At 59.8% G+C, this 25,961-nt stretch carries 20 protein-coding genes and 1 pseudogene; 15 read left to right on the top strand and 6 right to left on the bottom strand.

Annotation, left to right across the window (positions count from 1 at the left end; genetic code table 11):
* Positions 1-97: 97 nt before the first annotated feature.
* The 3 genes and pseudogenes from MU551_RS18185 to MU551_RS18175 all read left to right on the top strand — a co-directional run.
* Positions 98-1,393 (top strand): aminotransferase family protein, encoded by a 1,296-nt coding sequence (locus MU551_RS18185; RefSeq protein WP_247047099.1) that lies wholly within the window; start codon positions 98-100, stop codon positions 1,391-1,393.
* Positions 1,390-2,880 (top strand): NAD-dependent succinate-semialdehyde dehydrogenase, encoded by a 1,491-nt coding sequence (locus tag MU551_RS18180; protein ID WP_247047097.1) that lies wholly within the window; start codon positions 1,390-1,392, stop codon positions 2,878-2,880. The genes MU551_RS18185 and MU551_RS18180 overlap by 4 nt, the downstream gene beginning before the upstream one ends.
* 8 nt (positions 2,881-2,888) lie before the next feature.
* Positions 2,889-3,551, top strand: a pseudogene (locus MU551_RS18175) (NAD-binding protein); the annotation flags it as partial.
* On the opposite strand, the gene MU551_RS23660 reads toward MU551_RS18175, so the two are convergent.
* The 3 genes from MU551_RS23660 to MU551_RS18160 all read right to left on the bottom strand — a co-directional run bounded on the left by MU551_RS23660 (position 3,541) and on the right by MU551_RS18160 (position 8,212).
* Positions 3,541-5,049 carry an MFS transporter gene (locus tag MU551_RS23660; RefSeq protein ID WP_372489891.1) on the bottom strand — a complete coding sequence of 503 codons (1,509 nt, stop codon included), beginning with the start codon at positions 5,047-5,049 and terminating at the stop codon, positions 3,541-3,543. The pseudogene MU551_RS18175 and the gene MU551_RS23660 overlap by 11 nt on opposite strands.
* A gap of 226 nt (positions 5,050-5,275) precedes the next feature.
* Positions 5,276-5,638 carry a cupin domain-containing protein gene (locus MU551_RS18165; RefSeq protein ID WP_247047088.1) on the bottom strand — a complete coding sequence of 121 codons (363 nt, stop codon included), beginning with the start codon at positions 5,636-5,638 and terminating at the stop codon, positions 5,276-5,278.
* A 408-nt stretch (positions 5,639-6,046) separates the two neighbouring features.
* Complete coding sequence (locus MU551_RS18160; protein ID WP_247047086.1) at positions 6,047-8,212, bottom strand: amylo-alpha-1,6-glucosidase; 2,166 nt, start codon at positions 8,210-8,212, stop codon at positions 6,047-6,049.
* Positions 8,213-8,499: 287 nt separating this feature from the next.
* Between MU551_RS18160 and MU551_RS18155 the strand changes: the two genes are divergently transcribed.
* Together MU551_RS18155 and MU551_RS18150 are read left to right on the top strand one after the other, a co-directional pair.
* A complete protein-coding gene (locus MU551_RS18155) occupies positions 8,500-9,546 on the top strand; it encodes a homoserine dehydrogenase (RefSeq protein ID WP_247047084.1) in 1,047 nt (348 codons plus the stop codon).
* Positions 9,539-10,954 (top strand): aldehyde dehydrogenase family protein, encoded by a 1,416-nt coding sequence (locus tag MU551_RS18150; protein WP_247047070.1) that lies wholly within the window; start codon positions 9,539-9,541, stop codon positions 10,952-10,954. Before MU551_RS18155 ends, MU551_RS18150 begins: the two co-directional genes overlap by 8 nt.
* Before the next feature lie 550 nt (positions 10,955-11,504).
* Here the strand turns inward: MU551_RS18150 and MU551_RS18145 are convergent.
* The 3 genes from MU551_RS18145 to MU551_RS18135 all read right to left on the bottom strand — a co-directional run bounded on the left by MU551_RS18145 (position 11,505) and on the right by MU551_RS18135 (position 14,089).
* Positions 11,505-11,948: an Lrp/AsnC family transcriptional regulator gene (locus MU551_RS18145; protein WP_247047068.1), complete on the bottom strand. Its 444-nt coding sequence runs from the start codon at positions 11,946-11,948 to the stop codon at positions 11,505-11,507.
* Positions 11,949-11,979: 31 nt separating this feature from the next.
* Positions 11,980-13,545, bottom strand: a complete 1,566-nt coding sequence (locus MU551_RS18140; RefSeq protein ID WP_247047066.1) for an aldehyde dehydrogenase family protein — start codon at positions 13,543-13,545, stop codon at positions 11,980-11,982.
* Positions 13,546-13,753: 208 nt separating this feature from the next.
* Positions 13,754-14,089, bottom strand: a complete 336-nt coding sequence (locus MU551_RS18135; RefSeq protein ID WP_247047064.1) for a cupin domain-containing protein — start codon at positions 14,087-14,089, stop codon at positions 13,754-13,756.
* A gap of 335 nt (positions 14,090-14,424) precedes the next feature.
* Between MU551_RS18135 and solA the strand changes: the two genes are divergently transcribed.
* The 10 genes from solA to MU551_RS18085 all read left to right on the top strand — a co-directional run bounded on the left by solA (position 14,425) and on the right by MU551_RS18085 (position 25,942).
* Entirely contained in the window at positions 14,425-15,609 is a 1,185-nt protein-coding gene (solA, locus tag MU551_RS18130) for an N-methyl-L-tryptophan oxidase (protein ID WP_247047062.1), read from the top strand.
* A gap of 21 nt (positions 15,610-15,630) precedes the next feature.
* Positions 15,631-16,596: a succinylglutamate desuccinylase/aspartoacylase family protein gene (locus MU551_RS18125; protein ID WP_247047054.1), complete on the top strand. Its 966-nt coding sequence runs from the start codon at positions 15,631-15,633 to the stop codon at positions 16,594-16,596.
* Between the two features lie 231 nt (positions 16,597-16,827).
* Positions 16,828-17,523 (top strand): GntR family transcriptional regulator, encoded by a 696-nt coding sequence (locus MU551_RS18120; RefSeq protein WP_247047052.1) that lies wholly within the window; start codon positions 16,828-16,830, stop codon positions 17,521-17,523.
* Between the two features lie 231 nt (positions 17,524-17,754).
* On the top strand, positions 17,755-18,861 hold the full coding sequence (gene thrC, locus MU551_RS18115; RefSeq protein ID WP_247047045.1) for a threonine synthase: 1,107 nt from the start codon (positions 17,755-17,757) through the stop codon (positions 18,859-18,861).
* A gap of 638 nt (positions 18,862-19,499) precedes the next feature.
* Complete coding sequence (locus tag MU551_RS18110; RefSeq protein WP_247047028.1) at positions 19,500-20,657, top strand: FAD-dependent oxidoreductase; 1,158 nt, start codon at positions 19,500-19,502, stop codon at positions 20,655-20,657.
* A gap of 113 nt (positions 20,658-20,770) precedes the next feature.
* Positions 20,771-21,616: an amino acid ABC transporter permease gene (locus MU551_RS18105; RefSeq protein ID WP_247046993.1), complete on the top strand. Its 846-nt coding sequence runs from the start codon at positions 20,771-20,773 to the stop codon at positions 21,614-21,616.
* Positions 21,616-22,383, top strand: coding sequence for an amino acid ABC transporter ATP-binding protein (locus tag MU551_RS18100; protein WP_247046991.1), 768 nt, complete (start codon positions 21,616-21,618; stop codon positions 22,381-22,383). Before MU551_RS18105 ends, MU551_RS18100 begins: the two co-directional genes overlap by 1 nt.
* A gap of 88 nt (positions 22,384-22,471) precedes the next feature.
* On the top strand, positions 22,472-23,488 hold the full coding sequence (locus MU551_RS18095; RefSeq protein WP_247046978.1) for a transporter substrate-binding domain-containing protein: 1,017 nt from the start codon (positions 22,472-22,474) through the stop codon (positions 23,486-23,488).
* A gap of 171 nt (positions 23,489-23,659) precedes the next feature.
* On the top strand, positions 23,660-24,394 hold the full coding sequence (locus tag MU551_RS18090; protein WP_247046964.1) for an SDR family NAD(P)-dependent oxidoreductase: 735 nt from the start codon (positions 23,660-23,662) through the stop codon (positions 24,392-24,394).
* A 72-nt stretch (positions 24,395-24,466) separates the two neighbouring features.
* On the top strand, positions 24,467-25,942 hold the full coding sequence (locus tag MU551_RS18085) for an NAD-dependent succinate-semialdehyde dehydrogenase (RefSeq protein ID WP_247046962.1): 1,476 nt from the start codon (positions 24,467-24,469) through the stop codon (positions 25,940-25,942).
* Positions 25,943-25,961: the final 19 nt, after the last annotated feature.

Here is a 25,961-nt window from a genome sequence, read left to right as displayed (position 1 = left end):
ATTTACCAATGGCCTTGGCTACATTGGCTTAACGCAGAAAAACGGGCACCGCCGCTTCTTTTCCGCAACCAATGACTGCACCAGAAAGGGAGCGAACATGACTCTCCAGGACACAGCAAGCTCAGCGACACCGCGGCTGCTGGCCGGACCGGCCCTCTGGCCCGCCCAGGCTCACACCCCAACGGTGCTTGGCCGCCAGCTGGTCATCAATCGCGGCGAAGGTTCATACGTCTTTACCTCTGACGGTCGCCGCCTTTTTGACGGCACTGCCGGCCTGTGGCACGCCAACATCGGCCACTCACATCCCGAACTTGCGGAAGCCGCCTTTGAGCAGATGAAGCAGCTTGAGACGTACCATACCTTCGCCCGCTTCAGTAACGACAAGGCTCTCGCCCTGGGCGAGCGGCTCGCAGAAATCTCACCGATAGACCGTTCAAAGGTGATTCTCAATTCGGGCGGCGCGGATTCGATCGACGTGGCCTGTAAGTTGGCCCGCCGCCACTGGCAGCGCGAAGGCCAGAGCTCGAAAAAGGTGATTCTCAGCCGGGAGTTCGCCTACCACGGCCTCCACGCCTACGGCACAAGCATCGCAGGGCTCGAATTCAACCGCGAGGGCTACGGAACCGAATCGCTGGTCCCTGAAACCGCCCGCGTATCCTTCAACGACGCAGAGCAGGTCGCCGCCGTCGTCGCCCACATCGGTCCGGAAAACATCGCGGCCATCGTCACCGAACCCGTCCAAGGCACCGGCGGCGTCAACCCCCCGGCGCCCGGATACCTCGAAGCGATCGAAAAAATCTGCCGCGAGAACAACATCCTGCTGATCCTCGACGAAGTCATTACGGGGTTCGGACGGCTTGGAACAATGTTCGCTGCAGAGCGCTACGGCATCAACCCTGATCTGGTCACCTTCGCCAAGGGCGTCACTTCCGGTTACGCTCCCCTCGGCGGCGTGCTGGTGAGCCCCCGGTTGTGGGAGCCCTTCTACATTGACTCCCCGGACACTCCGGTCTTCCGCCACGGAGCAACCTACGCCGGGCACGCCACCGCAGCAGCAGTGGCCCTGCGCCATCTCGACATCCTCGAGCGCGACCAATTGGTTCCGCGCGTCAAGGAGCTGGAGGTCGTACTGCGCTACGAACTCGCCGCCTTGGCGCAGCGCAAATCATCGGTGACCGATGTCCGCGTGGCAGGGCTCCTCGGAGGCATCACCCTGGCCGACCACCTCAAAGCCGAACAGATCTGCGACGACCTCATCGAGCTCGGGTACATTGCCCGGACCCTGCGCGGCAACACCGTTCAGGTGAGCCCGCCGTTCATCATCAGTGACCAGGAGCTGAGACTCTTCATAACCGCCATAGGCCAGGCCATCACCGAAAGGGAAAACCGATGAGTACGACATTCGAATCCGCAACAGCCCTGATTGCGGCAGACCCCGCCGGCATCCAGCGTGCTGACAGTGTCATCCAGTCCCTCAACCTTCCCGGTTCCGGGATCGCTGTCCAGGACCCCGCCACCGGCGAGACCATAGCCCATGTCCCCGACCATGACGTTGAGGCCGCACTCGAAGCCGTTGCGAAGGCCGATAAAGCCGGAGCTGCCTGGGCCAAGAGCAGCCTCCGTCAGCGCGCGGACGTCCTGCACGCCTGGTACAACAAGCTCGTAGCCCACACCGAAGACCTCGCCCACCTGATTTCCCGCGAAATGGGCAAGCCCCTCGCCGAAGCCCGCGGCGAGGTCAAGTACGGTACCGACTTCGTCCGCTGGTACGCCGAAGAAGCAGTACGCCCGGCAGGGAACTTCCGCGAAACCCCCGACGGCGGAGCGAGCCTGCTGACACGCCGCTCCCCCGTGGGCCTGGCCGTGCTGATCACACCGTGGAACTTCCCCCTGGCCATGGCAACCCGCAAGATCGCACCCGCACTGGCAGCAGGATGCCCCGTGGTCATCAAACCCGCCACCCTCACCCCCCTGACCACCTACTTCGCCGTCCAGCTCGCCATCGAAGCTGGCGTGCCCGAAGACCTGATCCAGGTCATCACCACCTCAAAATCCGGTGCCTTCAGCGAAGCGGTCCTCCTTGACCCGCGGGTCCGGAAGGTTTCCTTCACAGGATCAACCCCGGTAGGCCGCCAACTCCTGAACCTCGCTTCCCAGAACGTGCTCCGCAGCTCCATGGAACTCGGCGGCAACGCACCCCTCATCGTCTTCAACGACGCCGACCTCCAGCGCGCCGTGGACGGAACCTTCGCAGCGAAACTGCGCAACGGCGGACAATCCTGCATCGGAGCCAACCGCATCTACGTCCAGGACGGCATAGCGGACGACTTCGTCGCAGCACTCACCGAACGCTTCGCCCGGATCAACGTCGGAAGCGGCCTCGGCACCCAGACCGAACTCGGTCCGCTCATCGATGACCGGGCAGTCACCCAAATGCAGGCCTACACCGACAACGCCGTCGCCCTCGGCGCCACCCTGCTCACCGGCGGCCACGGCTACGACTCCCCCGGCAACTTCTTCGCCCCCACCGTACTGGACCACGTCACCGAAGATTCCGACGTCGCCAAATCCGAAATCTTCGGCCCCATCGCCGCGATCCAGCGCTTCAGCACAGAAACCGAAGCCATCACCCGCGCCAACGCCACCGAATTCGGCCTCGCCGGCTACGTCTTCACCGAGAACCTCGACCGCGCCCTGAACGTCGCCGACCGCCTCGAAACAGGCATCGTCGGCATCAACCAAGGCGTCCCCTCCAACGCCGGCGCCCCCTTCGGAGGCATCAAACAATCAGGCCTCGGACGCGAAGGAAGCGCCGAAGGCCTCGAAGAATACGAAAACATCCGCTTCTACAACATCGCCCGCCGCGACACCGCCCAATAAACGGCCCCATGACGCGCACACGGTCCGAGGACACACAGGGTATACGGGTGTCCCCGGACCATATGCGCGTCCCCGGGCAAGCCCACCTTGTCAGTCAGGCCGAAGCCCGGAACTCGGCCGAACTCCTCGTCAAGGTCAAGGAACCCGTCGCAGCAGAGTACGGCTTCCTTCGTCCTGACCTGGTTCTCTTCACCTATCTCCACCTCGCGGCCGACAGGCCGTTAACTGAGGCACTTCTCGACGCTGGAACGCTGGCGGTCGCCTACGAGACGGTACAGGACGAGAGTGGGCTGCCCCTTCTTACCCCGATGAGTGAAATCGCCGGTCGTCTTGCCGCCCATGCGGCCGCAACACATGTGGCCGGCAACTCCGGCGGCCCTGGCCTGCTGCTCGGTAGCACCCCCGGTGTCGCGCCCTGCCGTGTGCTGGTGATCGGGGGCGGCGTGGTCGGTGCTCAGGCAGCACTTCTGGCACTCGGAATGCAGGCCGAAGTCACCATCCTGGATATGTCCGCGCGACGAATACGCCAGCTCGACACCGTCTTCGCCGGCCGGGCACGCGTCCTCATGTCAGACGTCGCCACCTTGGCATCCGAACTTTCCCAAGCCGACGTTGTCATCGGAGCCGTCCTGGTTCCCGGCCGCGCCGCCTCCAAGGTCGTCACCCGCGAACAGCTGAGACTGCTCCGGCCGGACGCCCTGCTTCTCGACGTCGCCATCGACCAGGGCGCGCCTTCGAAACCTCCCGTCCTACCGCGTCCCCCAACAGGGTCACGGGCGGCATGATCAGGGCTGCAATCTCCGCACAGGCTATGCCGGCTCCAGCCTGAAGGCATGTCTGCTGGACGGGTTGGGGACGAACCTGCGCGTGAATATTGCCGCTATTGCCGCTGACAGGGACAACAGCAACCACGGAGCAGGTGCGGTGATTGAAGGCGTGTAGGCGAGTTCGTAGAGCGGGGCCAGGGCCGTGTTGCCGATGACGACGGCGAGCCCTCCTGCGCCTGCAAGCAGCCCGTAGTACGCCCCGGTAGGACGCCTGGCCGCGAACTCCAATACGAGTCCCATCGCCATCGGCATCACACACATGTTGCCCAGGGCAAGACCTGTCACCAGCACAAGGGCCGGTAGCATAGGGAGCCCCGCAGGGCGGAGGGATGATGGCCAGGGCTGCCAGTGAAGCGAAGCCGAGAGCCTGCAGGGCAAAGCCGAGTGGAAGCGCGATTTTCGGTCCGGCTTTGCGCATAAGCCGGGCTATGGGCCATTGAAGGGTGATGGTGAGGACGGATGCGTAGGCAAAGACAAATGCCAGGGCACTGACTCCTGCCCCACTCCGTTCCAGTTCTATCGGAAGCCCGAAATACAGCTGGTTGGTCGCCAGGAGGTTGACGCTGTAGAAGGCGGCGAATCCTATGAACCTCTTCTCCCGCAGGCAGGACCAAAGGCCCGACGGCGGCGAGTGGTCGGGCGCTTCAGCTGAAGTTTTTGGGGCTCGGGCACGGGGCTTTGGCAGGAACAGCCAAAAGACCAGGGCCATCACTGCGAAGACAGCGGAGCCGGCCAATAGGGAAGTGTCAAAGCCGATATTGAGCAGGAGAGATCCCAACAGCGGACCAACAACCACGCCCACCTCGCCGCAGACAACCAGTAATGCGAAGAGTTTGGCTCTGTTGATCTGCCTTTCATCACCCTTGTGAGCGCCGTCGTCGTGTTGGGCTGTGGGTTCCTGGTCGTTTTTCTGGATGGTGCCGCGCTCAGCGGCAGAGCCCACGAGGCTTTGCAATGCAGGCGAAAACAGAGCACCGCCAATACCGGTGACGATTGCACCGATCAGGAATAGCGGGAAGTCGGCGGCCCAGGCGAGCAGCAGAAAGCCGGCGATCCGCACCAGGCAGCCTGTGATCATCGACTGCCGTGCTCCCCACCGGTCGGCAAGTGCTCCGCCGAAAAGGAACAGACCCTGCTGGGCGAAGGTGCGTGCGCCAAGGACGATGCCGATTGCCATCACACCCATCCCGAAATCGTTCCGCATGGCTACCGCGAGGAACGGCACTACTGCATAGAAGCCGATGTTGAAGATGAGTTGGCTGGCCAGCAGCAGTTGCGGCGCAGGCTCAACCGTGACGGCAGATCTCTGGGCGGGCTTTGGGTTCAGGCTCCGCGCGGCCATCGGCCTCATCTCTCTGTGCCGCACGGGAGGGCACGAAACACGATGGATCCTTTACGTCAGGAGGCAATGAAAGCCGGTAACAGATCGACGGAGCGCCAGCGAAGGCCTGGGAAGTCCCTGGGCGGCTACGGCTAAAGGGGAGTCCGGTCCGTAGAGTCCGGGCTCCCCCGCCGCAGCCCTTAGTCCCCGGGTGCAAAGGCAGCAACGCCGCTCTGAGAGGGACCCCTTAGGAGTTCACCTGGACAGGGAGGTTCTGAACAAATCCAACTTTGCGAAGGGTTTCGTGAACGGTCCAGCTGCCCCGCCATCCGGCCGGAGTGACAAATAGCGAACCAGGCCCAATGTCGAAGCTGCCGCTGTCGTCCGTTATCGTAGCCGTTCCACTGAGGATCACGCAGACCTCGTTGAAGCCCTCACGAGTACTAGTGAATGTTCCAGGAGTGGCCTCCCACACTCCTGTTCGAGCGCCATCGCCTTCCCAGACTGTAAAGGACACCTCTGTCTGCCCGGGGGTCGAGCTAGTCTGCTTCAGGACATGCTCTCCCAGATTTGCTGTCTGTGTCTCGTTCAATACTGTCGCCTTGACCATAAGTCATTCCGTTTCTGGGCGTATTTGCCCGCGAAGAAAGAAGTACACCAACTGTTGTTGGCTTGGACGTAAAACCTTGAAGTGGTGCTGTAAATAGAACGGTGGAGGTACTGACCAACAGCAGGTGGAACTGAGGGGTGGTGATCCTATGGGTTGAGGGCATCCACACATCAGTGGGTCCAACTGTTCCGAGCTCAGCTACAAGGAGTTACGACCATGATAATACACTGTCCGACAATCTTGATGGACAATCGGGGATCTAGATCTGACCTGTTTATTTACAGCGCGGGTCCAAGATCCTGGACTGAACGAGTAGAAAGCATTGCCTCCGAAGGAGCCCGAGCCTGCCCGTAGGCTGAGTTTGGGTGGCAGCCACGGGTGAATCGGGGTTGCTTGGATCGGGCCTGTCTATACTTGCGGTTTGCGGCCTCTGCCGGCTTTCTCCACTAATTCTGTGAAAAACGGCCGGTGCCCACGGTTCAGCACCATTCCTCTTGGGAGTCCCTCCACGCGTGGGACGGAATTGGCAATATCGATAGTGATGCGACCCCCTGCCATAGGGGCATTGCTGATGTGCACATCTCCGTAAGACTCCGGCAGTACAGGATCCATCCAAAGGCCCCCCTTGGAAACATCGGCGTCGTATCTCATGAGGCTGGTCACTAGCAGGATAGGTGTAGTCGCTGCCCACGCCTGAGGCGCACAAGCCGTTGGGTAGGGCACTGGCTCGGGGAACTGCTCCCTACTGAAGCCGCAGAACAGCTCGGGCAGGCGACCCTCGAAAAAGTCAGCCGCTTCGAATAGAGCTGTTGAAATCCTTTGCGCCTCGGCTATGAAGCCGTACCGTAAAAGACCAGCAGCGATAATGGCATTGTCGTGTGGCCAGACTGATCCGTTGTGGTAGCTGGCGGGGTTGTAGGCACCCATGTCAGAAGCCAGGGTCCGTACTCCCCAACCACTGAACATCTCCGGGGACATCAACCGTTCGGCCACCAATGGCGCCTTATCCTCATCCACCAAGCCGAACCACAAACACTGGCCCATGTTGGAAGCGCACGCATCCACCTGGCGCTTCTTTCCGTCTAGAGCAACGGCGTAGTAGCCGCGCTCGGGTATCCAGAACTGCTCATTGAACCGTTTTTTCAATTGCGCGGCACGCTCAGCGAGTTCCTCGGCTAAGGGCGTGTCGCCGGTGTCGTAGGCAATCCACGAACGAGCCATGTACGCCGAGTAGACATAGGCTTGCACTTCACAAAGGGCGATTGGAGGCTCGGCCAGGGTGCCATCCGCGAAGTTGATTCCGTCCCAGGAGTCCTTCCAGCCCTGATTTATCAGGCCCTGCGGGTTGAGGCGCTCGTACTCGACAAAGCCGTCCCCGTCCTTGTCCCCATAATCACGTATCCAATCCAGTGCGCGGTCTGCATTGGGCAGCAGGTTGGCTATGGTTTCCGGCGCAAACCCCCAACGGCTGGCGTCCCCGAGCCAGCAGACGAACAAGGGCGTTGCGTCGACGCTGCCGTAGTAGATGGACTTGCCTCCCAAAGACAACCCGCTGGAAACATCGAGCCTGACTTCGTGCAGGATCTTGCCCGGCTCTTCTTCGCTCATCGCATCCACCACGCGACCCTGGCGATCCGCCAGGGTCTGCAGCGTTCCCATGGCCAGCGAGGGATCCACCGGCATAGCCATTTCCGATGCCCACAGCGCGTCGCGACCGAACAGTGTCATGAACCAAGGAGCCCCTGCTGCTACCACGACACGCTCGGCGTGATCAGGATCCTCGATACGAAGGGACCCCAGGTCGTCATAGCTGCGCCGCAACGTCCGCTCGATGGAGCGGTTGCCCATATGCAGCACAGGAATCTTGGCCACCCACTCCCGTCGCCGCACATCCCGGGGAGACAGCAACCCATCCCCACCCGTATGGACAAACCCGCTGTCCGCTTCTGCTCCCCCTATACCCGGCCTCACGGTAAGAACGGTGCTCCACTCGCCGTGAGCTGGGATTGAAATGTTGTATGTAATACCGTCCACAGTGATATTGGCGCCGGGCGCATGGGCAGTGACACCCTTCCGGATACCTTGCCAGGAAGCCCTGATAGCCAGCGATCCGCCTTCGACGTGGCGCGTCTCAGCCCAGCGGCGCGGGATTCGAGCTTCCTTCACTTCGAACAGATCGGCGAAATCGGCCTCCACTCGAACAGATACAACGCAGTCCGCCGGCTCGGGAGAATAGTTTCGAACAGTTACTTGCTCCTGAATTCCGGCCCCCACTTCGCGTAGCCGCTCCACGACCAGCGGGCTGTCCGCATACCCGTCTGAGCGGGTAGTTCGGCCGGCGAACCGTGCCCGGTACGGTTCCAGCATTTGCGCCGCCAGTGGCTCCAGCGGCTGCCCGTTAATGTTCAGGCTCCAGCCGGACAGAATACGGGTGTCCTGAACGAAAACACCATGTGGATGTGAAGGATTGATATCCCCGTTTGACATGGAAATACAGAAGGATGAGCCCTCCACCAGGGTGACCGCACCGCCACCTAATGGGCCTGCCGCCGTATCAGCATTCCATCCAGCCATCCCGGCTCCTTTGAAAACCAACGCCAGCCTGCACGGCCCGTATATAGCAGACTGCCGCGGCCGCCATTCTTCAATCGACGCTACGCCCGAATAGCTTCGGATGCCATAGGTCGCTTTGACTCATGACGAGCCTCGCCCGGTGCGTTGGTCGGTCTGAATTTTTGTTCCAAAGGATCTGCAGTTTTGGTCGGTTCGCCATAGTCAGGGAGCGAAGTGACCATAGGTAACTGACACTCGAGGGACGGATGCTGGAAGCACAAGGTTTAGCAGCAAACAAGGGAGAACAAGTGACGACGTACAACCTGGCCCTGATCGGTTTCGGGGGAGTCAACCGAGCTTTAGCCGAGCTCATCCGAGACGAGCCACACCGTTTCGCGTCTCTCGGATTCGAACTCCGCGTAGTAGCGATTACTGATCTTGCCTTCGGTTCGCTTGTTCAAGCGGACGGAATTGATCTTGCTGCAGTGCTAGCCATGCCGCGAGGTGCCTCCTTCGAAGGACTCCGGGGCGGATCTCCTGAACCGCGTAACGAAGAAGTCATTAAGAACGGGCCTGCTGACATTATCGTCGAGGCAACCTTCACAAGCCCTATTGACGGGGAGCCTGCCGTATCCCACGTTCGCTGGGCACTCGCTTCGGGCAAGCACGTCGTAACCACGAACAAAGGACCAGTCGCTCTCTACGGACAGGAACTCAACGCCCTGGCAGGAGAAAATGGAACCAGGTTCGAGTTCGAAGGCTCGGTCATGAGCGGGACTCCTGTCCTGCGTCTGGCACGGAAGATGCTCAAGGGACTTGAACTCAACGGAGTCCAAGGCATCCTCAACGGAACCAGCAACTATGTGCTGGGCAGGATGGAAGAAGGGTTGCGCCTGGAGGAGGCTATCGCAGAGGCTCAGGAGCGCGGTTATGCCGAAGCGGACCCGACGGCAGACATCGGCGGATCAGACGTGCAGCTGAAAGTCGCCATTCTCGCAAACGAACTTTTGGGTGCCAGCTTGCGCCCCGACGAAATCGACACCAAGGGGATCCAGGACATCACCAGCGACCACGTCGCGCAGGCACTGGCGAACGGTCAGCGCTGGAAGCTCATTGGCGAAGCGGGCCGCGGCAAAGACGGCCGTATCACTGCAAGTGTCCGGCCCGCAGCACTCCCCGCTGATCACCCTCTTGCGGGCATTTCAGGTGCAACCAACGCGGTTTCGTTCAACACCGACATTCTGGGCGCCGTCACTGTCTCCGGCCCTGGAGCGGGCCGGATGGAAACTGCTTACGCCCTTGTTTCCGACATCATCGCCATTGACGAATACATCAAAGGAGGCGTCCGTGTCTGAAACCATCACGGTCCGCACTGAGACCGAGGAATCTGCCGGTGACTTGGCCGTCTACAACAAATTCGACGGAACGGTTATTGCCCGCCTTTCCCAATCAACCGAGGAAGACGTTGAACGTCAGCTGAAGCGCGCCGCTGCCGCTGCCGGATCCGCCGCCGCAATGCCGCGGCATGAACGCGGCCGAATCTTGGACACCGCAGCAGATCTGCTCAAGCAAAGGGCTGACAAGGCGGCGAACCTCATCGTCCTTGAGGCCGGCAAAACCATTCGGCAGGCCCGCAAAGAGGTGTCCCGGGCAATCAACACCCTTAAGCTCTCGGCAGCCGAAACGCGCCGGAATGCCGGTGAGGTCGTACCTTTCGATTCGTTTGCCGGTTCTGAGAATCGGCTGGGCTGGTTCAGCCGAGAGCCACTTGGGCTGATCGCGGCTATAACCCCCTACAACGATCCCTTGAACCTGGTCGCCCACAAGCTTGGGCCAGCAATCGCCGGTGGGAACACCGTCATTTTGAAGCCTTCCCAGCTGACGCCCCTGTCGGCGATGTTCCTGGTGGACCTGCTTCTGGAAGCCGGAATCCCGGCCGACTTTGTCATCGTTGTACTGGGAGACCGTACGATTGCCCAGACCATCATCAAGTCCAAGCTGGTCAGAATGGTGTCCTTCACGGGCGGCTTCGCGACCGGAAGTGCTATTGCCGCAAGCGCCGGCATTAAGCGTCTTTCCATGGAACTCGGCGGCAACGCCCCCGTCATCGTGTATGAAGACGCCGACGTTCCCGCCGCGGTGGAGGCATGCGTCTCAGGTTCGTTCTGGGCGGCTGGACAAAACTGCATCGGCGCGCAGCGGATTCTGGTTCAACGCACAGTCTTCAACGATTTCCTCGAATCCTTTGTCGCCCAAACAAACGCGCTGGTGACGGGCAATCCGACAAATGAAAGCACCGATGTGGGGCCGATGATCACTCAGGCCGCGGCAGAAGAAGCCAGACGGAAGATTGATCAGGCTGTGGCGGAAGGCGCGCGTTTGCTTACGGGCGGCAATCTGACCGGCGCAGTCCTGACTCCGGCCGTTCTCACCGCGGTCCCCCGCTCGTGCGAGGCATGGAGCGAGGAACTCTTCGCTCCGGTCGTTCTGCTCGAACCCTTCGACACTCAAGATGAGGCCATCCGCTTAGCCAACGACAGCGAATACGCCCTGCAGGCCGGCGTCTTTACCAAGGATCTCGCACGTGCTTTGGCAACGGCCAAGGCTATCGACGCTGGCGGCGTCATGATCAACGACTCCTCGGACTACCGGCATGATGCTATGCCATTCGGCGGTTCAAAGTACGGAAGCATGGGCCGCGAAGGGGTCAGGTTCGCCTATGAGGAAATGACACAACCCAAAGTCATCGCAATAGCGTCATGAACGCAGATGTTCAAGAGGCTAAGCCAATGTCAGTTGAATCCCCCCTTCCCGTAAAGGGCAGCAAACGCATCAAAAGACGCCCTCGGCTCATGACCCCCCTCATCACCAAAACAAAACAGGTGGCAGCTTCCTCGAACAGTCACGTGGACGAGTGCAGTCAAATCAATGCGGACGCAGGGCAGGGGCTTGATTTCTCGGTCGGCACCCGAGTGTTCTTTGAAGCGGACGGGTTCAGCGGATCTGCAGTGATTGATGATCTTATGCCCGATGGTTCCGTCATATGGGTATGGCCCGACGACGCCACTGGTCGCAAAATGTTGTGCTTCGGAGAAGCAGTAATAGTAGTGGCCAGTAATAGTAGCGGCGCTCGAAGGGCAGGGCCGCCTTTAATGGATTCAACTAAGCCAAGGAAACGCCCACGTCTCTAGTCGAACAGCTCATGTTGACGTAGCTGTTGAGAGCTCCGATGGGCTGCATATTCTTCTTTTCAGCGGTGCAGAGTCCTATGATCCTGCACCGCTGGAGCTCAATTAGGTGTGCAAATCCGGAACTACCTGTCGATCACGGTGGAAAGGGACAGCGCAGTTGTGATGTCCTTCACCCCGGGAAACTCGGAGACCCGGTGCCAAATCTCCTGGATCCGTGCCACATCGGCTGCTTCAACCCTGACGACCACGTCGAGCTCCCCACTGACAACATCGCACATAACCACTTCCGGAATAGCACGCAGACCGGCGATAACATCACTGCCTCGCATTCGGTCCCTGCGCTGGATTAGCAGGAACGCGCTGGCTTTTGAACGTCCATCGACCACTGACTCCTTGATCGTGTAGCCGCGAATGTAGCCATCCCGCTCCAAGCGTTCAATCCGCTGCCGAACGGCGTTGCGGGAAAGGAGAATGCGTTCGCCCAATTGCGCAAGGCTGATTCGAGCGTTGTTCCGAAGCTCGGCCAGTATCCTCGCGTCAATCTCATCACCGTGGTTCTTTGACATGATCGTTCCTATCTACGGATATCCGGCGTGTTCATGCTGTTGTCTCTATGAGCCCGTCAAGGCTCTGCCTGTCCGATCTTGGCTCGGCCAGGTTGATGATGGTGTTTTTGGGTTGGGTCATTTCGTGGACTGCGTGTCGGACGCCTTCGCGGCCGACGCCGGACTTCTTGAACCCGCCGAAGGGCATGGAATCGATGCGCACGTCGCTGGTGCCATTTATCACCACTGTGCCAACGTGCAGTTTGTCCGCCAGGGCAAGAGCGACATCGATGGACTGCGTGAAGATGCCGGCCTGCAGCCCGTATTCAGAGTTGTTCGCCTCGTATATGGCGTCCTGAACCTCGATGAAGGGCAGGATGCTCACCACCGGCCCGAAGACCTCATCCCGGATGACCCGACATCGGGAAAACACATCGGTCAGCACAGTCGGCTCGTAGAACGCTCCCCGGCGCGTTCCCCCGGCATGCACGGTTGCACCGGCGGAACGCGCTTCTTCCACCCATTCCTCAACCCGGCGGGCCTCGGCCTCGGAAATCATCGGCCCAATATCGGTGGACCGGTCAAGCTTCGGCCCCGTCCTTAGAGCCTTGGTCCCGGCCGTGACCTGCTCCAGGACCTGCTCAAACAACGACGTGTGGACGTAGACCCGCTGTACGGAGAGGCAGTTCTGCCCCGCCACGCCGAAGGCACCGGCGACAATCGCAGCCGCGGCAGCCACCGGGTCAGCATCGGCGCAGACAATTGTGGCGTTGTTCCCCCCGAGTTCGGAGAGGATCTTCTTCGCCCCAGCCGCCGCAGCGATACGATCGGCCGTAGCCGGGCCGCCGGTGAAGGAAATCAGGTCAACCCGCTCGTCCGTGACCAGCGCTTCGGACACACCCGGGCCGGAAACAATCGCAGCAATCCGTCCTGACGGCACACCGGCTTCCAGCAGCAGCTCCACCAGCGCCAACCCGCTCAGAGGCGTCCGCCCCGACGGCTTCAGCACAACGCCGTTACCCCCGATCAGCGCCGGGCCCAGCTTGTGCGCAACCAAATTCAGCGGATCATTGAACGGCGTGATAGCGGCAACAATGCCAACCGGCTTCCGGCTGTACCAACCGACCTTGCTCCCCGCGGCCAGGCTGTCATCAAAGCCCAGTGTCGCCCCAGCGAGTTCCTCAGACGCCGCAGCCGAAAGCCGCAGCGTTTCCATGCAGCGGCGCACCTCACGCTCGGCCTCGTTAATGGTTTTGCTGCTCTCCGCCGCAACAATTATGGAAAACCGTGTTGACTGCTCCCCCAGCAACAGCACCGCCTTCTCCAGCGCCTCCCGGCGAGCCCGCAGCGGCCAGTCCTGAACCTGCAGGTGGCGGTGAATGTGCGCAATGGCGCGCTTCACATCCCCCGGCGTGGACGTACAGACCCAGCCCACCACGGAACCGTCCTGGGGGTCACGGACCTCCACAGTCATCTCGGCAGTTTGCCACCGCCCTTCAAAGAAGGCGCCGCCGGGAAGGTTCGCAACCCCTGACCTTGCCCCGACTGTTGCAGTGTCTTCGCCACTTTCCTGAGATATGGCGAGCGTGTTGTTGGATTCAAGCATGGGTTCCTTCATCAGCCGACGCTGAAACGGTCGGTGATCTGTTGAGGTTTGGAAGTAGAACGTGTGGACTCAGTCCAATGGGTATCTCAGCTGAAACGGGGAGGCCGAGTCCATATGGACTCGGCCTCCCCATAGATACCGAGACCTGTTGCTGCACCGTTCGTCAAGGCCCAGGACCCGAAAAACAACGGCAGGCAGGTCCGAACCTTTGGTGAACAGGCTAGGCGGGGAGCTCCTGGACAACCCACATCTTGCGCAGGGTTTCATGTACTGTCCAGCTGCCGGACCAGCCGACAGGCGTGACGAAAAGCGAGCCTGGCCCAACATCAAAGCTGTTTCCATCGGCTTCCGTGATGGTCGCCGATCCGCTGAGAATCTGGCAGATCTCGTGGATACCCTCACGTGTGCTAGTGAACGTGCCTGGGGTAACTTCCCAGATTCCGGTCCGAAGACCGTCGCCATCCCATACCCTCAGGGACACCTCAGTCTGCCCCGGAGTGCTACTGGTCGCCTTAGCACCGTGCTTCCCCGGATCAGCTGTTGTTGTGTCATTCAATACTGTCGCCTTGACCATACTTGCTCCCGTTCTAGGCCACTTCGCCTGATAAAAGATCGCCATTAATTTTTGTCGGTGGGTGTAGGAATCACCCCTGATTCGTGCGGAACCATGCTTCCCTAACGGGGGTGCGTGGTGCTAGATTGATGATAGCTTCTGTCCTACAATAATGACAGACAATCTTGATTAGAACACGATATGGAGCACCGGAAGAAGCTCCAGGACAGACACGTTTAAGGTCGAGCGGTCATGCGTTAGAGCAGGCCGCGAGCTTATACAGGTCGCTCCAGTCGTCTGCAAAGCCAAACCCTCATCACGGAAAGCTAGGTAAAACCATGACAGCACTCGAAACGGACGTCGTCGTCGTCGGTGTGGGCTCTGTAGGAAGCATGGCAAGCTGGCAGCTCGCATCCCGCGGCCTGCAGGTCATTGGCATAGACAGATTTTCGATCCCGGGCCCCTTTTCCGCCTACGCCGGGGAATCGCGCGTTTTCCGTAAGGTCTATGCAGAAGGCGGGCATTACACACCCATCCTGCAAAGGGCACAGGATCTATGGCGTGAGCTGGAACAAATTAGCGGGACACAGCTGCTTGAGGCCACAGGCGCCGTCACGATCTTCGACGAGCACAACCCGCGGTTGGCATCACTCATTGCGGCGGGGCAGGAGCATGGCCTCGACTACGAACTTCTGCGGGGCGATGAGGCCAGGGCAAAGTATCCCGATCATGTGATCAGGGAGACCGATGTGGCTGTCTTTGATCCTGAGGGAGGCTACCTGAAGTCAGAAAAGGCCGTGACCGCCGCCCTGATTGAGGCCACACGGCTTGGTGCTAAATTTTTGGCGAACCGGAAAGCCCACACCATTGAGACGTACGGTGACCGATACATCGTCCGAACAGATCAGGAAGAAATAATTGCCTCCCGGGTGATCATCTCGCAGGGCACTGGTGCCGGGGCGGTGTGCAAGGAACTGGGCGTTCACCTTTCCGTTTTGCCGCAAGTCCTGACATGGTTCCCCGCTGTGGATCCATCCGTATTCTGCCGAGAAGGCCTGCCGGTCTTCCTCCGGAGGTCCGAGGAAGACGAGCGGCCGGACAAAGTTCGGTTCTATGGATTCCCGAGCGCAGATGGCTGGACGGTGAAAGTCGCTGGGAGTGTTTATATGGACGAGGTGGAGTCCATGGAGAAGCCTCTTTCGTGGGACCCTGAGTATTTGAAGCCCATCTTGGCGTGGGTCCGGGAATTCCTTCCTGGACTGATTCCCGACCCGGTGCGGGTTGCCCTGTGCGCAGATGGTTATACCCCAGACGACACCGGGTTGTTGGGGACAGTGCCAGGAATGGCAGGCGTTGTAGTGGCGGTCGGCTTCTCCGGCCACGGCTTCAAGATGGCGTCTGCCCTCGGAGCTATTGCCGCTGACCTGGTTCTGGACGGCACGACGGCCACCGACGTCAGTTTCATGAACCCTGCCAGGTTCCTTGGACCAGACTCTCAATTCACGTCATTGCCTCTAAGCTGAGTAGTAGTCATGGGAATCCAGATGAATCGTCCACGTGAGCCGTTCAAGGTAGGGAACCTGGTTGCTCAGCCAGGGACACGGTCATCGGGCTACTGTTCACTCGAGATTGACGGAGAGGCACTTGAGCTTCCCGTTGTGATCGTTCATGGTGAAAGGCCCGGGCCGGTTCTTGCTGTGACGGCGGGAGTCCACGGCGGCGAATACGTTCCCATGGTTGCCGTGCGGGAATTTGTTCTCGGCCTCGATCCCACGGCGATTCGAGGAACTGTAATCGCGTCGCTACAGTCCAGTCCTCTCTCTTTCCGGAACAGAAGTCCTTTCATCAACCCGATGGATGGAAAGAATCTCAACCGCGCCTTTCCGGGCAATCCAAATGGCGGACCCACCGAGCAGCTTGCATACTGGCTGTGGTCAAACGTTATCTCTCGTGGAAACTACTTCGTGGATTGTCACAGCGGTGACATCCCTGAGGTTCTGGATAACTTTGCCGGCGTCTGCCCGGTCGGCACGCCCGGCATAGACGACGCGTCACTCAAGCTGGCTAGTCAATTTGATATTTCGCGGGTTGTGTTGGTGGAAACCGAGGGATCTTCCATTACGGCCGCTGCACATGCCGGGATACCCTCGGTCCTCGTCGAAGTCGGCGGAGAGGGCAGGTGGTCCCCGCCAGAAGTGGCAGTCCAGCGGGATGGCCTTCATCGAATAGTGAAGTTCGCGGGTCTGCTCAATGTGGACAGCGAACCGAGAACACCGCTGCCTGGGTTCAAGAGCCAACGTGTGATGTGCGAAAGCCCTGGCCTGTGGTTTCCCCGTCTTGCGCCGGGTTCATCCATCGAGGCCGGCGCCTTACTTGGCGTCGTCGAGGATCCGTTTGGGGCTGTGCTTCAGGAGGCACGGTCTCCGGTTCCGGGCGTACTCATTTATGGGTTGTCGAGTCTGGCGGCGAACACTGGTGATCTCATCGCTTGTATCGCTACGCCTATGTAGCTGCGCCACATTGCATGCTGGGACCGATACCGCACCCAACCCATTGGAGGATAGGAATCGCCGTTGAAGTTGTTCAGGCTTTTACTCCCTCATCAACCTGTCAGCCGATGTAGATCATCGCATCTGGGAGTGGACGGACAACAGATGGCAAAACAACTGATGTAATTAATGTTGCAGACCGCGGTTGTAATGCCTCGTGTCCGTATCGCGAACAGGCTAGGAGTATCGACAATGATCGAAGAACTACCAGCAGGAACAGATTCCCGCAAGGTGCAGAAGAAGCCCCCCACCCGGGTTGACATGGTAGCGACCGCCCTTCGGAACGAGATCCTGCTTGGCTCGCGGTACCCGAGGGAAAGGCTCGGCGAGCTTGACCTGGCAGAACAGCACAAGGTCTCCAGGGGTACCATTCGTGAGGCCCTTCAGCGTCTGGCGGCCATGGGATTCGTCATAGGGGAAGCGCACAGGGGTTATACAGTCCGGGAATTCACCCACGAAGACGTCGTGGGACTCGGCGAGGTGTTCGCCATGATTGAACTGCAAGCCATTCGGAGCATCAGATTTCCCGTCAGCTCGGAGACTGTGCAGATCATGCGGGAGAGCGCCGAGCAGATGAGCGAACTCGACTTGTTGCGTGATTTTGACAGGTTCTGGGAGCTGGATCGTACTTTTCATGGCTCACTGATAGCTGAGTCTAAGCGCCCATGGCTGATAGACACCTGGCTAAGGCAGCAACCATTTCTAAATGTGATTACCGTCCCAACGATCCTGCGCCCGGGCATCAAGTACCCCGGCAGCGTCGCTACCGAACGGCATCTTGAACTGCTCGATGCCCTCGTGAGCGGGGATCCCGAGGTTCTTCATCGCGCGATAGAGGACCACTACCACCAGCACGACGAGGCGGAGATACCCGGTCGAACCTTGTGATCGGATGAAGTCAACCTTTCGGAACTACTCCCAATCAAAGCATGGGGTGGCGAACACGTTGGTCTGGAGCGGCGGAGCCGTTCGGTGTTCTGGCCAAAATTGGGACACATGCGCCGAGCCCTCATGCTCTGGCGCATATAAAGCTGCGCACTTGCAGCAGCCGTTGAGGCCGTGAAGGGCCTTGACGTCATCAATTCCGTTACATCCGTACTGCGGGTAGAAGGAGTCTAAGTGGCTCACCAATGGCGCGGAGTAGTCCGCGAATACGCTGATCGTTTGCCTGTTACGGAAGCCACAAAGGTAATCTCCCTCGGTGAGGGCGGCACTCCGCTGGTCCACGCCCGGCAGCTTTCCGAACTTACCGGCTCCACCGTCTACCTCAAGGTCGAAGGCATGAACCCGACCGGTTCCTTCAAGGACCGCGGCATGACCATGGCCATGACGGCAGCGGTTGCGGCAGGCGCCAAAGCGGTGGTTTGTGCTTCCACTGGCAACACCTCCGCTTCCGCGGCGGCGTACGCAACGGCGGCCGGCCTGAAGTGCGCAGTGTTGGTGCCTGAAGGGAAGATCTCGATGGGCAAACTGAGCCAGGCCATCGCCCACGGCGCGACGCTGCTGCAGGTGGACGGGAACTTCGATGACTGCCTGGACATCGCCCGCAAGCTGGGTGACTCCTACCCCGTCTTCCTGGTGAACTCGGTCAACCCGGCGAGGATCGAAGGCCAGAAAACCGGTGCCTTCGAAATCGTTGACGCCCTCGGTGACGCCCCGGACTACCACGTACTTCCGGTAGGGAATGCCGGCAACATCAGCGCGTACTGGAAGGGTTACAAGGAGTACTCGGCACCCTTCGAATCCCTGACCGCAGGCACGCTTCCGGCCGTCTCCACCAAAACACCTGTCATGTGGGGTTTCCAGGCCGCCGGTGCAGCACCGTTTGTCGCCGGCCATCCGATCACGGAACCGGACACTATTGCCACTGCCATCCGGATCGGCAACCCGGCATCCTGGGACACTGCCGTCGCTGCCCGGGACGAATCCGGCGGCGTGATTGAAGCCGTCACTGATGAGGAAATCCTGGACGCGCACCGCTGGCTGTCTGCCCGCGAAGGCGTCTTTGTGGAACCGGGCTCAGCAGCCGGAGTCGCAGGCCTGATCAAGAAGCACGCTGCCGGCCAGGTTCCCACCGGCAAGACCATAGTCATCACCGTCACCGGTCACGGCCTGAAGGATCCCCAGTGGGCGCTCAGGACCGAAGACGGCAGCGAAGTGCAGCCCGTCAAGGTTTCCAACGACGTCGTGACTGTTGCTACTGAACTGGGGCTGGAAGAATCATAGACCCTGATCCATCGCGGCTACCAAAGTGCACCGCGAAGTAAAGAGAGAACCTTTATGGCGCACCCCATTCGGCCTACTCGGCGTGCCGTTATCGGCTGAGCTGACCTTCCGGTAATCCCACCGATATTCCAGATGCCTACGGCTCTAGAGGCCGGAGCATGACCTCAGCTTTCAGGATGCCGCCCAGAACGCCCTCCCGCGCCTGAGTCCCCCGAGGGTCTACCTTAGCCAACCCCCGTAAGCGCGCCGCACGCTTTCCTTTGGTGCTGCCACCCGGGACATCAGCCAAAACGTCCGCCATAGAGCGGGATCATTCCGATCTGAGTAGCCATAACACAGAGCGGAAATCGCCTGAAGGGTGCAGTCATGCCCGAGAAAAAGCCCTTCGCGGAAAATCGTCCAAAATTTATGTCGGACAATCTTGTCTAACTACCCGTTCTGTGAGTAGCATTACTTAACGACGCTCCAAGGCCCCAGGATCTTGGGCAAGGAGCAGTGAAAGCGATCAGCAGCAGGTAAGGGCAGCACCCGGATCTGCGGCTTCAATCGCCAATTGGCGCACTCATATGACACCGACACCCTCGTGTTTGGCGCAACTTCCCTCGGCCAAATGAGCTGAAACAGCAAGAAGGATTTTTATGCGTACGGAGTTCGACGTTGCCGTAATCGGTTTGGGGGCCATGGGGAGCATGGCACTATGGCAGCTCGCGGAAGACGGCTTGGATGTCGTTGGGTTTGAGCAGTTTGGAATCGGCCACGATCGTGGAGCTGTTGGTGGCGAGACGCGGCTCTTCAGGCGGATGCAGACCAGCGGCCCGGAATATACGCCGGTGATAAAGCTGGCTCACGCACGGTGGGAGAGGTTGCAAGAGTTCTCGGACATCCAGATCCTGACAGAAACCGGCGGCCTCATGATTGGCCGTTCTGAGGATTCAAGGATGGTTGCCGCGAGGGTAGCGTCAGAAAAGGCCGGCGTGGAGGTGGAATACCTGAGCCAGCTGGACATGGAGAACCGCTTTCCAGAACATCAGCTGGACCACGACGAGATCGGAATGTTCGACGCTACCCAGGGATATATACGTTGCGAGCAGGCGGTGCTGACTGCAGTAGCACGCGCAAAGGCTCTGGGAGCCCAGATCCACGACTACTCAAAGGTCAGCATTCAGCATGCCTCGGTAGACGGCGTGGTGATGACCGACGGTGAAAACGAGTGGACGGCCAAAAAGGTCATCGTAACCACCGGTTCATGGTCCGGGGAACATCTCACTCCCGAGCTTCGCACCAAAAGCCGTGCCGGCCGTATCAAACTGACCTGGTTCAGCCCCCTACCCGGGCATGACTTCAGCGCGGAAAGCTTTCCAGTCTTTCAGCGCTTAGTCGCTGATGGGACTCTCTATGGTGCACCAAGCCTGGATGGCGGAGGGTCCGTCAAAATCGCTCCCGGTGGAGCGCCCACTCAGATGACCGGACCTGATGACTACTTCCGCGGCCAGACGGTAGAGGAGATTCAGTACATGGAGAGGCACGTCGCCCGATACTTTCCCGGACTCAACAAGAGTCCGATAAGGGCTGGCGCCTGGGCAGACTTCTACGTGGATGACTGGATCCCTTTCCTTGGCTTCCTACCCCGCAGCGAAAACATTCTTCTGGCCAACGGGTTTGCAGGCTTCGGCTTCAAAATGTGCCCGGGAATCGGACGAATCGCAGCCGACATGGTTCAAGGGAAAAATGACAGACAATTTCAATTCATGGAGCCTTCGCGCTCGATCGGAACCCACGCAGGTAAGGCACGATAACTATGCATAGTGTTCAAAGCAAAGAAGATAATCGCGACCAAGTATCGTCTCCCGGAGGGGAGGTTTCCGAAGACTCATTCCCCATTGTTCCCCGACGTCACGTCGCAAAAATCGTGGCCTCAATTTTAGTCGCAGGAATTGCACTGGCACTGCTCATCTCAGTTGTGCTGAATGAGAATCTTCGCTGGGATGTAGTGGCTGAGTACTTCACCACCAAGACTATCCTTGAGGGCATATTTCTTACCCTTTGGTTGACCGTCGTCTGTATGGTGCTGGGGACGGCGCTCGGTGGCGTGATCGGCATTATGAGAATGTCCAAGAACAGGCTGCTTAATTCCATGGCGGGCTTTTACGTGTGGTTCTTCCGAGCCACGCCGGTTCTTGTTCAGCTTATTTTCTGGTTCAATTTGTCTGCACTATATCCGACGCTGGGTATGGAGCTTCCGTTCGGGATTACGTTCTTCCAAGTGGACACAAATACTGTCATGACCCCCATTGTGGCGGCCATCCTCTGCTTGACGTTGAACGAGGCGGCCTACATGGCTGAGATCACCAGGGGCGGGTTCCTGGGCGTGGACCCCGGTCAGACCGAAGCGGCGAAAGCTCTCGGTATGGGCAGGTTCAATACGCTGAGGATTCTCATACCCCAGGCCATGAGAATGATCATCCCTCCCACAGGCAACCAGCTCATTTCGCTGCTGAAGGCCACCTCTCTGGTGAGTGTTGTTGGTATCGCTGACCTCCTGCACAGCGCGCAGCTGATTTACGCCTCCAATTACCAAACCATTCCCCTTTTGACTGTCGCTGGACTCTGGTACCTGTTCATCACCTCGATCCTGAGCTATTTCCAGAGCCGTATCGAACGGCGGCTCGCCCGGGGATTCACGCCTCGAAACGCTGTGTTGAAACGCAAAACCGGTCAGCCGATTGTGGCCCTACAAGAAAGCAACAACAACTGATGACTGCCGATAAAGTTCTCGAAGTCAAGAACCTGCACAAACACTTTGGCGACAATACGGTATTGTCGGGGATCGATTTCTCGATGAACCGCGGGGATGTTGTCTGCCTTTTAGGGCCCAGCGGCTCAGGTAAATCAACCATGCTGCGTTGCATGAATCTTCTGGAGAAACCAGATGGCGGAAGCATCTTCGTCAATGGCGAACGCATGGGTTATGAATTCAGAAACAATAAATACCATGAGCTGAACGAGAACGGCATCGCCCGGCAACGTTCCCGCATCGGAATGGTCTTTCAAAAGTTCAACCTCTTCCCCCACATGACAGCGCTTGAAAACGTGTGCGCCGCACCTGGCTGGGTGAAAAAGGAGAACAAGAGCGACATCGTGAAACGCGCCCATGCCCTGCTGAAAAGGGTAGGCCTGGAAAACAAGTCGGACCACTACCCCAGCCAACTCTCCGGCGGACAACAGCAACGGGTTGCCATTGCCCGGGCCCTTGCCATGAACCCCGAAATGATGCTTTTCGACGAACCAACATCCGCTCTTGACCCCGAACTTGTGGGTGAGGTCCTGGATGTCATGAAGGAACTCGCCACGGGAGGAACCAGCATGGTCGTCGTCACACACGAAATCGGCTTCGCCCGGGAAGTGGGGGACGAAATCGTATTCCTGGACGGGGGAGTCATCGTCGAGCAAGGCAACCCTGCCGAGGTACTCCTCAACCCTAAAAACAGCCGGACCAAAGACTTCCTCAGCCAGGTTCTCTAATACCTGTTAATTCCGCCGGGAAGTCACCGAAGACTCTCCCGGCAGGCACCCCCAGCAGTTAGCATCCCCAACAAGTTAGGCCTGATCCATGAAACTCAAAAACTCCAACAATCGCCGGCTCGTCCTCAGTGCCGGATTTGCCGCCGTCGTGCTGGCGCTGACAGCATGCGGCGGAACTGCGGCATCCACCGAGCCCTCTGAATCCAACAAGCGGATTGAAGTCGAGGGCGCGATGCCGGAACCCGCTGACCCAAGCACCGTCAAGGAGTACACCAGCGTAGCCAGCATCAAGTCCGATGCAACGGCGGCCTCCCTCGTACCCAAGAAGATCCGTGACAAAGGCGTCATCGTTTTCGGCGTCAGCCCAACAGCTGCCCCCACCACCTTCGTCAGCACGGACGGGCATAGTTATGTCGGGATGAACGCGGACATATCGCGCGCACTGGGAAGGATCCTGGACATCCAGATTTCCCATAAGAGCACCACCTTCGATGCGCTCATCCCCGGGCTGCAGGCCAAACGCTTCGACGCTGCCATCGCAGACATGGGCGTGACCCTGCCTCGTTTGGAAGTGATTGACCTGGTCGGTTACGCCCGCGGCGGATTCGGAATTGCCACGAAGGTAGGAAATCCTCTCAACATCGGGGAGAAAACCATGTGCGGGCACAAGGTTGCCGTGACCCTGGGAAGCACCCAGGCGGTAACGAAGGGACCGGCTTACAGCGCAGAGTGTGAGGCCAACGGGAAACCGGCCATCAACCTTATCTCCGTCCCGAATCAGCAGGAGATGTACCTTCAGTTGCGCAGTGGCCAGGTGGACGCGGCCTACACAGACGCGGTGGGTGCAGGCTGGGCAGCCAAGCAGAACCCCAACGAGGTCGAATTGGGAGCCAGAATCCCCGGAACCGTACTCTCCATGGCGCTCCCGAAGGATTCTGAACTGACCCCGGCAGTCGTAGCAGCCATCAAGCACTTTTCCACACTGCCTGAATACAAGGAGATTCTGACCAAATGGGGCATGGAATCCGCCATCCTCGACGCCAAGTACCTCGACTCCTACAAGGAAATTCCGAGCCCTCCCCTCGCACCGCAGCCAGCCAAGTAGTAGCCAAATAGGACAGGAGCAATACCTTCTCCGGTCCTGATGAGTAGGGGCATCCGGTGCGTCAGTTGACGTGCCGGATGCCCCTCTCAGTCGGTGCCCTACTCCTCAGCTAATCCGTCGAGAACGGATCAGCGTCCGAGCAAGAGATTTTTCCCAAAAGGGGTAACAAACATGAGACTTGATAAGACAACCGCCGTGGTGACTGGTGCCAGCAGCGGAATCGGGGAGGCAGTAAGTTCCCATTTCCGCCGCGAAGGTGCCCGCTTGCTGCTTACCGGCCGCAGGGAGCAACTCGACAGCGCCCAACCCGAGGACCTGTACGTCCCGGGAGACCTCAACGAGGAGGCGTTCGTCGAGAGCCTGGCCCGGCAGGCCGCAGAGTCTTTCGGCACTGTCGACGTCGTCGTCCTCAACCACGGACTGCAGGTCAGCGGCCCGCTGACAGAGATGGCCCACGAGGACGCGAAGAACGTGCTCCACAGCAACCTGCTCAGCTCGTTCCTGGTGATGAAGCACTTCGCGCCGCTGATGCCCGCCGCCGGAGGCTCTTTCGTCCTGGTCAGTTCGCGGCTTGGCATGGTCGGCATGGCCAATCAGGTCCTGTACTCCGCGGCCAAAGGTGGGCTCATCATGCTTGCCAAGGGCGCCGCGATCGAATGGGCCTCACGCAACATCCGCGTCAACGTCGTCGCCCCGGGCCTGACCGCCACCCCGATCATCGAAGCTTCGATTCAGCGCAGGCCTGATCCCGATGCCTACCGCCGCCAGCGAGAGGCCCAGATCCCGCTCCAGCGGCTTGCCAGTCCAGAAGAGATCGCTGACGCCGTTCTCTTCATGGCCTCACCGGAATCCTCCTATGTCACCGGCGCGGTTCTCCCCGTCGACGGCGGATATACCGCCTTCTGACGAACCCCCTCCGCCTTGAAATCCCAGCGGACCCCTCCGACAATTCCCTTCCTCAACCCTTGAAAGCGTGAAATGAGCACCTCATTCGACCCCTCGGGTCTTCACACCGAACTCTTCATCGATGGCGCTTGGCGGAAGGCCGCCGGCGGCGCCACCTTCCCTGTGGAGAACCCGGCCACTCATGAAATAATCGCCCACGTCGCCGATGGCAGCGCGGAAGAAGCCCGCGCAGCCATCGAGGCCGCAGGCCGGGTACAAAGGGAATGGGCGAAGTCCACGCCCCGGGAGCGGGCCGACATCCTGAGGCGCGCCTTCGAACTGGTCATCGCCAACACGGACCGCCTGGCTGCCATCATGACCACCGAGATGGGCAAACCCTTTGCCGAGGCAAAGGGCGAAGTCGCCTACGGCGCCGAAATGCTTCGCTGGTTCTCCGAAGAAGCCGTCCGCGTCGGGGGCGACCACGCCACCTCCACTGACGGCAACACCCGGATCATGATCACCAAGGAACCAGTCGGACCCTGCGTGCTGGTCACCCCCTGGAACTTTCCCCTGGCCATGGGCACCCGCAAGATCGCCCCCGCCATCGCAGCAGGCTGCACTATGGTCTTCAAGCCCGCCGAACTGACTCCGCTGACATCCCTCGCCCTGGTGGACATCTTCCGCCAGGCAGGCCTGCCCGACGGTGTGCTTAACGTCGTCACCACCTCCAGCGCCTCCACCGTTGTGGGGACCTGGATGGGCAGCGGCATCGCACGCAAGATCAGCTTCACCGGCTCCACCGAGGTCGGCAAGATCCTGCTGCGCCAGGCCGCCGACAATGTGATGCGCTCCTCCATGGAACTGGGCGGCAACGCCCCGTTCATCGTCCTGGCCGACGCCGACATCGAGAAGGCAGTCGACGGGGCCATGAAGGCCAAGATGCGCAACATGGGCGAAGCCTGCACGGCCGCCAACCGGTTCTTCGTGCACCGTTCCGTCGTCGAAGAATTCGGCGAGAAGTTCGCCAAGAAGATCTCCGAACTGCGGGTTGGCAACGGCGCTCTGGAGGGCATCGACGTCGGACCCCTTATCGAGCAAAAGGGCCTGGACAAGGTTGAGAGCCTGGTGGCTGATGCCGTTTCCAAGGGTGGGCGCATCCTGACCGGAGGAAGCCGCCCGGAGGGCTCCGGCTACTTCTACACCCCCACAGTCCTGACCGACATCACCCCGGACGCGGACCTGATGAACACCGAGATCTTCGGACCGGTGGCAGCCATCACGGCGTTCGACAGCGAAGACGAGGTGCTCCGCCTCGCCAACGACACCGAATGGGGCCTCGTCGGCTACGTCTTCACCGAAAACCTGGACAAGGCACTCCGCTTCTCCGCCGAACTGGAAGTTGGCATGGTCGGACTGAACACGGGCCTTGTGTCCAACCCCGCAGCACCCTTCGGAGGCGTGAAGCAGTCAGGGCTGGGACGTGAAGGCGGCAAGATCGGGATCGAAGAATTCCTCGAAATCAAATACACGGCGCTGGCAGTCACGGCCAACAAAAGTACCCGGTAGCAACCGGGATGACGGCTGC

Origin of the sequence: Arthrobacter rhizosphaerae, assembly GCF_023062595.1 — a bacterium.
In the GTDB taxonomy this organism is placed as follows: Bacteria; Actinomycetota; Actinomycetes; order Actinomycetales; family Micrococcaceae; genus Arthrobacter; species Arthrobacter rhizosphaerae.
The sequence above is the reverse complement of the archived record's forward strand: the minus strand, read 5'-3'. Positions and strand labels throughout refer to the sequence as shown.